The following is an 8,028-nucleotide window of genomic DNA, read 5'->3' on the forward strand; positions in this document are numbered from 1 at the left end:
GGGCGCAGGATACGGGACGGTTCGGGTACCCTGCGCGTATGAAACGCCACGTTCAGGGGCCGGAACCCCAGACGGGCGTCGGCATTGTCGCGCCCTACGACTTCGCCCGTGACCGCGAGCTGTGGCGGTGGGTGCCGCCGACCGTGAGCCTGTTCATCGCCCGCACCGGCGGCTCGCCCGATGGCGACAACCTCGATTCGGTGTCGGCGCTCAACCGGCCCGCCACGGTCCGCCGCCCGACGCGTGAGGTGTGCGCGGTCGGCGCCGAGGTCGTGATCTACGCCTGCACCGCGTGCAGCTTCGTCGGCGGCACGCTCGGCGAGGCCGCGCTGCGCCAGGCCATGCTGGACGCAGGCGCGCCCCGTGCGCTGACCACGTCCGGGGCGGCGGTGTCCGCGCTGCGCACCGTCAAGGCGCAGCGGGTCGCGGTCGTGCACCCCTACGAGCGCCCGGTGGGCAACCGCCTGCGCGACTTCCTGTGCACGGCCGGGTTCGACGTCGTCGCGTGCACGCCGCTGGGCATCCCGGTGCGCCAGGTGCTGACCGCCGGCTACGCCGAGGTGGCGGAGCTGATCCGCGCGGGCGACCGCCCGGACGCGGACGCGATATTCGTCAGCTGCACCGCACTGCCGACCTACGACCTCATCGCGCCCCTGGAAGCGGAGCTCGGCAAGCCGATCGTGACCGCCAACCAGGCGACGGTGTGGGCGGCGCTGCGTGCGCTGGACCTGAACGCGACCGGGCCGGACCAGACGCTGCTCAACCTCTAGGCCAGCCGCCGCACCGCCCACGCCCGGGTCAGATACGTCGTCTCCACGACGTCGTGCCCGGCCAGCGCCTCGCGCGCGTGGTCGAGGAACTTCGCGAACGCCTCGGGGCCGAGCTGCGCCTGCACGTCGTTCGCCGAGCGCCACGCGCCGAGGTAGTGCTCGACCGTCTGCCGCACCACGTGGCGGCCCTCCAGGTAGAGCGGCGGGCCGTAGCCGGGCTCGGCCGCCAGCCGCGCGGTCAGCGTCGCGGTGACACCGGACCGGCCCGAGGACACCCGCCGCAAATCGGGCTTGAGCCGCCGGATCTCGCCTTCGATCTCGGCGAGCAGCGGGTTCGCCTCGACGTCGCGCGGGTTCCACAGCGCGGCGAACCACCCGCCCGGCCGCAGCACGCGCCGGAACTCCCGCAGCCCGGCGTCGAACTCGACCCAGTGGAACGACGACGCCATGGTCAGCAGGTCGGCCGACGCGTCGTCCAGCCCGGTGCGTTCCCCGCTGCCCGCGCGCCAGGTGATCCGCAGCCCGTAGCTGTCCTCGATGCCCTGCTCCCGCATCGCGTCGTTGGGCTCGACGGCGGTCAGCGACGCGGGCAGCCGCGCGGCCAGCATCCGGCTCCAGATGCCGGTGCCCGCGCCGACGTCGGCCACGTCGAGGCTGCACACCGGCCGCGCGCACAGGCCGAGGATCGCGTCCCGCACCGCGGGCGAGTAGCCCTCGCGGTAGCGCGAGTAGCTTTCCGCGAGCGTGGTGAAGTCACCCTGCGCCAGGGTCATGATCGTGCCCTTTCTCCGAGGTGGTAACCGAACCGGCGGGCGAGCGCGGCGACGTGCGCCCGTCCGAAGAGGTCCGCGGTGGACGGGCTCATCCACGTCCGCCATTCCTCCGGCTGTCCCCGCCGGAGGATGCCGGGACCGTCGCCGCCCTGGTCGCGTTCGCGGCGGCGCACGGTCTGGAAGTCGCTGCGCAGCACCGCCGCGGCGATGTCCGAGTCCGGAATGGACAGTCCGAACGCGCGCAGTCCGGCCCGCAACGTCGGGAGCGGGTCGCGTTTGAGGTCTTCGAACGTCGTGATCGCCGACCGGGGCAGGCGGCCGGCGCCGCAGAGCCAGCGGCGGTGGAAGTCCGCCCAGTCGTCGAGCCGGTCGAGACCGGTCGGGCCGGGGCGGCACAGCCAGTCCTCGAACGAGGTGGCCAGCCGGTCGAGCGGGTCCCGCACGAACTCGCTGCGGAAGCGGTACCACGAGTACAGCGCGTCGCGGGGATCGCGCACCAGGATCCACACGCCGAGCAGCGGGCGGCCGGTGAAGAACCGCGGCGTGAGGTGGGTCTTGACGAACCGGGGCCAGGGCCGCCGCGGCGCGCCCGGGGTCGCCAGGCGCTCGCGGTAGTCGTCGTAGGCGGCGACCGGTTCGCTGGCGCCGTCCTCCCGCAGGGCCTCGGTGTAGGCGTCGGCGTAGTTGAGGCCCAGTTCGGCGAGGATGCCGCCCAGGTAGGACTGGCCGGAGCTGCCGATGCTGGCGACGAGCACGTCCCGCGGGCCGAGCCGGGCGATGTTGTCCTGGTACAGCGCGCTGTAGCGGTCCTGCAGGCCGTGCAGCAGGTAGAACACCTTGTCCGTCATGTCGTCCGCCGCCCCAGTGCGCATCCGGCGAGCCCACCGAGCACCGCGACCGCGGCGGCGAGCAGGAAGGCGAACGCGTGGCCGCACTCCAGCGCGGTCGCGAGCACCGCGACGACCAGCGCGCCGCACAGGTACTTCGCCGTCTCGTAACAGCCGTAGGCGCTGCCGCGGTCCGCGGGCTCGGCGTGCCGCCCGGCGGCGCCGTTGAGCGTGACCGCGGAGACGGCCGCGCCGAGGCCGACGAGCACCAGCCCGGGCAGGACGTGCTCCAGCGCGAGCAGGACGAGCCCGGCCGCGCAAACCGCCTGCGCGCCACCGAACACGGTCGTCCACACGCGACGGTTCAGCAGCCGTGCGGCCAGTGGCGCGCCGACCAGGACGGCGATGCCGAGCGGGGTGAAGGTGAGCCCGGCCTGCAACGGGGTGAGGTCCTGCTGCAGGGACAGGAGCCCGACGAAGACCGTGCCGTCGTAGGCGAAGACGAACCCGGGCAGCCCGGCCACCGCGGCCCGCAGCGACCGGTCCCGCACGACCCCGCGCGGCAGGAGCCGCACGACCGGCACGACGAGCACGAGCCCGACGGCGGCAACGGCGAGGTCGTGGTTGGTGATCGCGTACACCAGCAACGCGGCCGCGGTGACGGCCCGGGCGGCGCCCAGCATCCCGGGCCGGGGCGCACCCCGGCGGCGGTCCTCGTCGAGGACCCGTGCGACGGTGATCGCCACGGCCGCGACGACCGGTGCGGTCAGCAGGAACAGGAAACGCCAGCCGAGGCCCTGCGTGATGAGCCCGCCGGTGATCGCGCCACCCGCCGCGCCGAGCCCGCCCGCGACGGCGACCGCGGCGAACACCCGGTCGCGCACGGCTTCCGGGCGCAGGGCGCTGATGGTGGCGAACGCGTTGGGCACGGCGAAGGCCGCGCCGAACCCCTGCACGGCCCGCGCCGCGAAGAGCACCCACGCGTCCCAGGCGACGCCGGCGAGCAGCAGGCCGGCGACGAACACGGCCAGCCCGGCGACCAGCATCCTCCGCCGCCCGAACGCGTCGCCGCAGCGGCCTCCGGTGAGCAGGGTCCCGCCGAGCGCGACGGCGTAGGCGGTCAGCACCCACTGCCCGTCGACCGGCCGGAGCCCGAAGCCGGTCTGGATCGCGGGCAGCGCCACGGCGACGACGAGCCCGTCGAACACCGCGACGAAGTTGGTCAGCGACAACACGATCGCCACCACGACCGTCCGGCCGGGCGCGTGCACGAGCGTCACGACGCCACCTCCGCGCCGGACAGCACCTCGTCCAGCTCTCGCAGCACCGGCTCCCCCACCACGCAGTCCCGCGCGGAGTCGAACTCGTGCCATGGCCCCGGCACCGGGACGGCCCGCACGGCGAACTTTCGCGCGATCAGCCGCCGCAGCAGACCGGTGGTGTCGCGACGCGTGTCCGAACGCGACAGCTCCGCGGACAGCTCGGCCCACCCCGCCGGCTCCAGCTTGAGCAGCCCCAGGTACTGCCCCGCCACCTCCTCCAGAGTGGACGGTGTGCCGCCGATGTCGGTCAGTCTGCCGTCGGCAACCGCGAACGTCTCCGCGTCGATCAGGGGGTCGCCGAAGCGGCGGGACCACTGCGTGAGCCAGTCCGGGTCGTACCCGACCACCAGCGGCCCCGGCGCCGACGCCACCGCGGTCACCGCCGCCGGGGTGAACACGATGTCGCCGTAGGCCACCACGACCAGGCCGGCTTCGAGCCATTCGCGGGCGCAGGCCAGCGAGTCCACCATGGACGACTCCGCCCACGCCGCGTTGTGGAAGCGGGTCAGCGGCACCCGCTCGAACTGCCACGAGCACCACCCGGTCACCACCGCGACCTCCCGCGCCCCGGCCAGCGCCAGCGCGGAGACCTGCCGGTCAAGCAGCGTGCGGCCCGCCAGTTCGACGAGGCACTTCGGCCGGTCGCCGGTCGCCGCGCCCATCCGGGATCCGCGTCCCGCGGCCAGGATCACCGCCCGCATTCCGACCTCCGAACACCTCGCTGAACAGGTCGACGTCCTCGTCGTGCACCGGGTCCGCGCGCTCGGGGTGCCACATGATCCCGGCCAGCGGCAGCGACCGGTGGCGCACCGCCTCCACCACCGGCCCGCACCGCGCGGTCACCGCGAACTCCGGCGGCGCCTGCAGCACAGCCCAGTCGTGGTAGCTGTTGACGGTCCGCCCGCCGCGCGGCCCGGTCACCCGGTGTTCGACCGCCACGTGCCCGCGCACCCGCCGCAGCCGTGCGCCGAACGCGTCGAGCACCAGCTGCATCCCGCGGCACACTCCGATCACCGGCAGGCCGCGTTCCAGGGCGCGGCGCAGCAGGTAGCGTTCGAGGGTGTCCCGCTCCGGGGCCGAGCCCAGGTCGTTGCCGCCGGTCAGCACCAGCCCGCGGCACCCGGTCCGCCACAGCAGCTTCGCCGCGGCGACCGGGTCGAGCGGCATCGGCACGCCGTCGAACCCGCATGCGGCGAGGAACGACCACCACCGCACGTCGAGCGCGAGCCGCACCTCGCCGTGTTCGTTGGCGGGCTGCAGCCGCTGGGTCACCGCGAGCAGTCCGGACACCGTCACCACAACCCGGCCTGGGCGCAGTAGGTGAAGATCCGGTCGGCCGCGGCGCGCGGGGAGGTGGCGCCGTAGTTGGTGATCCGCAGGTCGGGCGCCAACGGGAGCTCGGCGGCCTGCCCCGCGCCGACCACCTCCGCGCCGCCGGCGTAGATCCCCTTCGGATCGCGGCGGCGCAGCTCCTCCAGCGGCACGTCGAGGAACACCTCCGCGTACCGGCTCAGGTGGCGGCGGTTCCACTGGTGCACCTCGTGCCGCAGTGAGATCGTCGCGCAGACCACGATGTGCCCCTGTTCGGCGAGCAACCGGCACAGCCGCCCGTAGGTGGCCGCCAGCTGCCTGCGCGCCTCCGCGCCGAAGGACCGGGCGTCGAGCGCCGCGCGGACGGCGTCGCCGTCGAGCAGCACCGGCTGCACCCCCGCGCGCCGGAGCCGCTCGACGAGCTGCACCGCCACCGCCGACTTGCCCGCGCCGGACAGGCCGGTGATCCACACGACCCCGCCCGTCACGACGCCCGCGCTTCCGGCTCGGGCCGGCCCGCGACGGGGACCGGGCGCACCAGTTTCGCGGCCGCGTCCACTTCCAGCGCCCCGGCGCGCAACCAGTTGCGGAACTGCGTCTCGCCGACGCCGATCGCCGCCGGGATGCCGAGTTCCAGCGCGCGGATCGCCATGTGCGAGTTGGCCCCGCCGAACGCCGTGACCAGGCCGGCGATGCCCTTGGTGAAGATCCAGTCGTAGCCGGGGTCGGCCGCCGTGATCATCGCGATCGCCCCGGCGGGATCGTCCCCGGCGCTCACGTCGGCGACCCGCGCCGCGACCCGGGACTGGGTCACGAAGTTCGCCTCACCCGGCAGCGCGACGAACGACGCCAGCTCGGCCGCGCCGGTGATCACCGCCGGCGCGCACAGCGATTCGGTCAGGGCGTGCCGGGAGCTGCCGCGCTCGATGGCCTCGTGCAGGACGGCCGAGTCGGTGCGCACCGAGCCGGTGAGCTGGGACAGGGCGTCGACGGTGGCGTAGGACAGGTCGTCGGCGGTGAACCCGAGCCGCTCGCCTGCGCGGCGCGCCTCGACCAGGATTTCGCTGAGCACACGGGAGAACTGGAGTTTGCCGTACTCGCGGGCGGACACCGCGGAGGTGACGAAGCGGAACAGGTCGCGCTCGGTGCCGGGCATGCGGTGGGCGGCCAGCAGTTCGCGCACGTCCCGCGCCTGCACCGGGGTCGGGTGGAACACCGGCGGGTGCGGCGGGGTGTCGCGGATCGACCAGTCGAAGTAGCGGTCGGGCTCTTCGTCGTAGCGGGCGGAGAGGATGTCGTAGGTGCCGGGGCGGAGGTGGCCGTAGCGGTCGAGGAAGGTGCGGCGGTCGACGGTGCAGAAGTCGCGCTGCATTTCGGTGCTGACCGTGGTGGCGCTGCCGAGCAGGGCGTCGGCGTCGGCCGGGGACAGCGTGCCGGTGTCGACCAGGCTGCGCACCAGGGCCGTGGCGGCGAAGGCCGCGCGGGCGACGCCGGCGAAGGGCAGGGTGCCCTGGGTGCGGCAGAGGCGGACGAGCTCGCCGATGCGGTCCGGCGACCAGCGGGGCCGGCGGTGCACCTGCCACCGGGACAGCTGGTCCAGTTCCGCCAGGTCGCGGGTGAACGGGCCGGACGGGCTCATCATGCGCACGGTCAGCACACGCAGGGCTCGCACCAGCGCGGCGGCCTCGGCGTGGTCGAGCACGTTCGCCTCGCACAGCCGGGTCGCGTCGCCGGGGGTGCCGAAGTGGAACGACGACAGGGCGATCTCGAACTCGACCTTGTCGTGCAGCCCGGGATTCGCCCGCAGCCGCGTCAGGTAGTGGCGGACCAGCCGGGCGGCGGTGCGGTCGTCGAGCGCGGCGGGCACCAGCGAGCTGAAGCTGGCGCGGGTGTCGATGTAGGCGAGCCCGCCGAGGTCGACGAGCAGCGGGGCGCCGCGCAGGTCGCGGTAGCCGTAGCGGAACCGGGACTCGGCCCAGATGCGGTCGGTGATGAGGCGGCGGTAGAGCGACAGCGCGAGCGGGCGGGGCCGGACGCCGATCATCTCGGCGGGGTTCCAGTCGGGCATGACGCCGAGGACGGTGTCGCGGCTCAGCGCGGGCGGTCCGGCGCTCTGCAGGGTCGCGACCTGGGTCTGGCAGGCTGCGACGGCGGCCCGGTGCCGCCGCCGGGACAGCGGGAGGCGGGCGGTCGCCAGTGGCCGGACCTGGAACAATACGAGCCGCCCGTCCCCGGCGACGCCGAACTCGAACTCGAACGGCTCGTCCCCGCTGAGTTGTTCGAGCTCGGCGATCAACGCGGGCAGCCCGGCGAGCAGCGGCGTCGGGGGCACTGGGTCGGGGCCGGGCAGGAAGTACCAGGTCCGCACCCCTGCTCGCCCGGAGGTGACCTCGGCGGTGTCGGCGCTCTCGGTCCAGTTCACCACGCGGTAGGGCGCGCCACCGCTGGGTTCGCACGAGGAGACGACGCCGCTGGCCACCGGGTCGCGCAGCTGCGGCTGGACCAGCACCTGGTTGTCCGGGTGGTCGTCGAAGGACCGGACCACGATGTCGATCGCCCGCCTCAGCTCCTGCCAACCGTGCACATCGGACAGTGACAGGTAGCGCCCCGCGTTGGAGAACCCGGCCTGGTCCTCGTCCCGGCTGCTGCTGCGCACGATCAACGGCGCACTCGACCAGCTGTGCCCGCGCAACCGGTCCAGCACGCCGAGCGGATCACCCCGCCACCGGTCGACGGTGAAGGACTCCATCGGCAGCACAACGGCCGACCGGACCAACGGCGCGAGCCTGGCGAGCGTTTCGGCCTTGGTGCCGAACTCGAAGGACTCCGTCGCCGGGGAAACAGGCGCGTGCATGGGGCCGCTCCCTCACGGTTCGATGGCAACGCCGCGACACCGAACACGCCGCGACGTATCCGCCAAGGTAACGCCGGAAGAAGCCAAACCATCGGGGGCGATCTTTGCCAGGGAACGCAGAGCAGGTGCACTTGATCTTTGAACACAACGGAGCTGGGTGGTCATCCCGTC

Annotated in this window: 8 protein-coding genes; 1 reads left to right on the forward strand and 7 read right to left on the reverse strand. The window is 73.9% G+C overall.

Features of this window, described 5'->3' with window-relative positions; translation table 11 throughout:
• Positions 1–38: 38 nt before the first annotated feature.
• The gene (locus ACCP09_RS19700) at positions 39–770 is read left to right on the forward strand and encodes a maleate cis-trans isomerase family protein (protein WP_433748662.1); all 732 of its coding nucleotides are present in this window, start codon (positions 39–41) and stop codon (positions 768–770) included.
• Here ACCP09_RS19700 and ACCP09_RS19705 read toward each other — a convergent pair.
• The 7 genes from ACCP09_RS19705 to ACCP09_RS19735 are packed head-to-tail and all read right to left on the reverse strand — an operon-like array spanning position 767 to position 7,857.
• Complete coding sequence (locus ACCP09_RS19705) at positions 767–1,543, reverse strand: class I SAM-dependent methyltransferase (protein ID WP_433748664.1); 777 nt, start codon at positions 1,541–1,543, stop codon at positions 767–769. The two genes, ACCP09_RS19700 and ACCP09_RS19705, sit on opposite strands and share 4 nt — an antisense overlap.
• Complete coding sequence (locus ACCP09_RS19710) at positions 1,540–2,415, reverse strand: sulfotransferase domain-containing protein (RefSeq protein ID WP_433748667.1); 876 nt, start codon at positions 2,413–2,415, stop codon at positions 1,540–1,542. Before ACCP09_RS19710 ends, ACCP09_RS19705 begins: the two co-directional genes overlap by 4 nt.
• Positions 2,388–3,650: an MFS transporter gene (locus ACCP09_RS19715; RefSeq protein WP_433748670.1), complete on the reverse strand. Its 1,263-nt coding sequence runs from the start codon at positions 3,648–3,650 to the stop codon at positions 2,388–2,390. The genes ACCP09_RS19710 and ACCP09_RS19715 overlap by 28 nt, the downstream gene beginning before the upstream one ends.
• Positions 3,647–4,354, reverse strand: a complete 708-nt coding sequence (locus ACCP09_RS19720; protein WP_433748673.1) for an NTP transferase domain-containing protein — start codon at positions 4,352–4,354, stop codon at positions 3,647–3,649. Before ACCP09_RS19720 ends, ACCP09_RS19715 begins: the two co-directional genes overlap by 4 nt.
• On the reverse strand, positions 4,290–4,982 hold the full coding sequence (locus ACCP09_RS19725) for a gamma-glutamyl-gamma-aminobutyrate hydrolase family protein (RefSeq protein WP_433748676.1): 693 nt from the start codon (positions 4,980–4,982) through the stop codon (positions 4,290–4,292). The genes ACCP09_RS19720 and ACCP09_RS19725 overlap by 65 nt, the downstream gene beginning before the upstream one ends.
• Positions 4,983–4,984: 2 nt before the next feature.
• Positions 4,985–5,491, reverse strand: coding sequence for an adenylyl-sulfate kinase (locus tag ACCP09_RS19730; protein WP_433748680.1), 507 nt, complete (start codon positions 5,489–5,491; stop codon positions 4,985–4,987).
• A complete protein-coding gene (locus tag ACCP09_RS19735) occupies positions 5,488–7,857 on the reverse strand; it encodes a PEP-utilizing enzyme (protein WP_433748683.1) in 2,370 nt (789 codons plus the stop codon). Before ACCP09_RS19735 ends, ACCP09_RS19730 begins: the two co-directional genes overlap by 4 nt.
• Between the last annotated feature and the right edge of the window lie 171 nt (positions 7,858–8,028).

This window comes from Amycolatopsis sp. 3B14, assembly GCF_050958625.1.
Lineage (GTDB): Bacteria > Actinomycetota > Actinomycetes > Mycobacteriales > Pseudonocardiaceae > Amycolatopsis_E > Amycolatopsis_E thermoflava.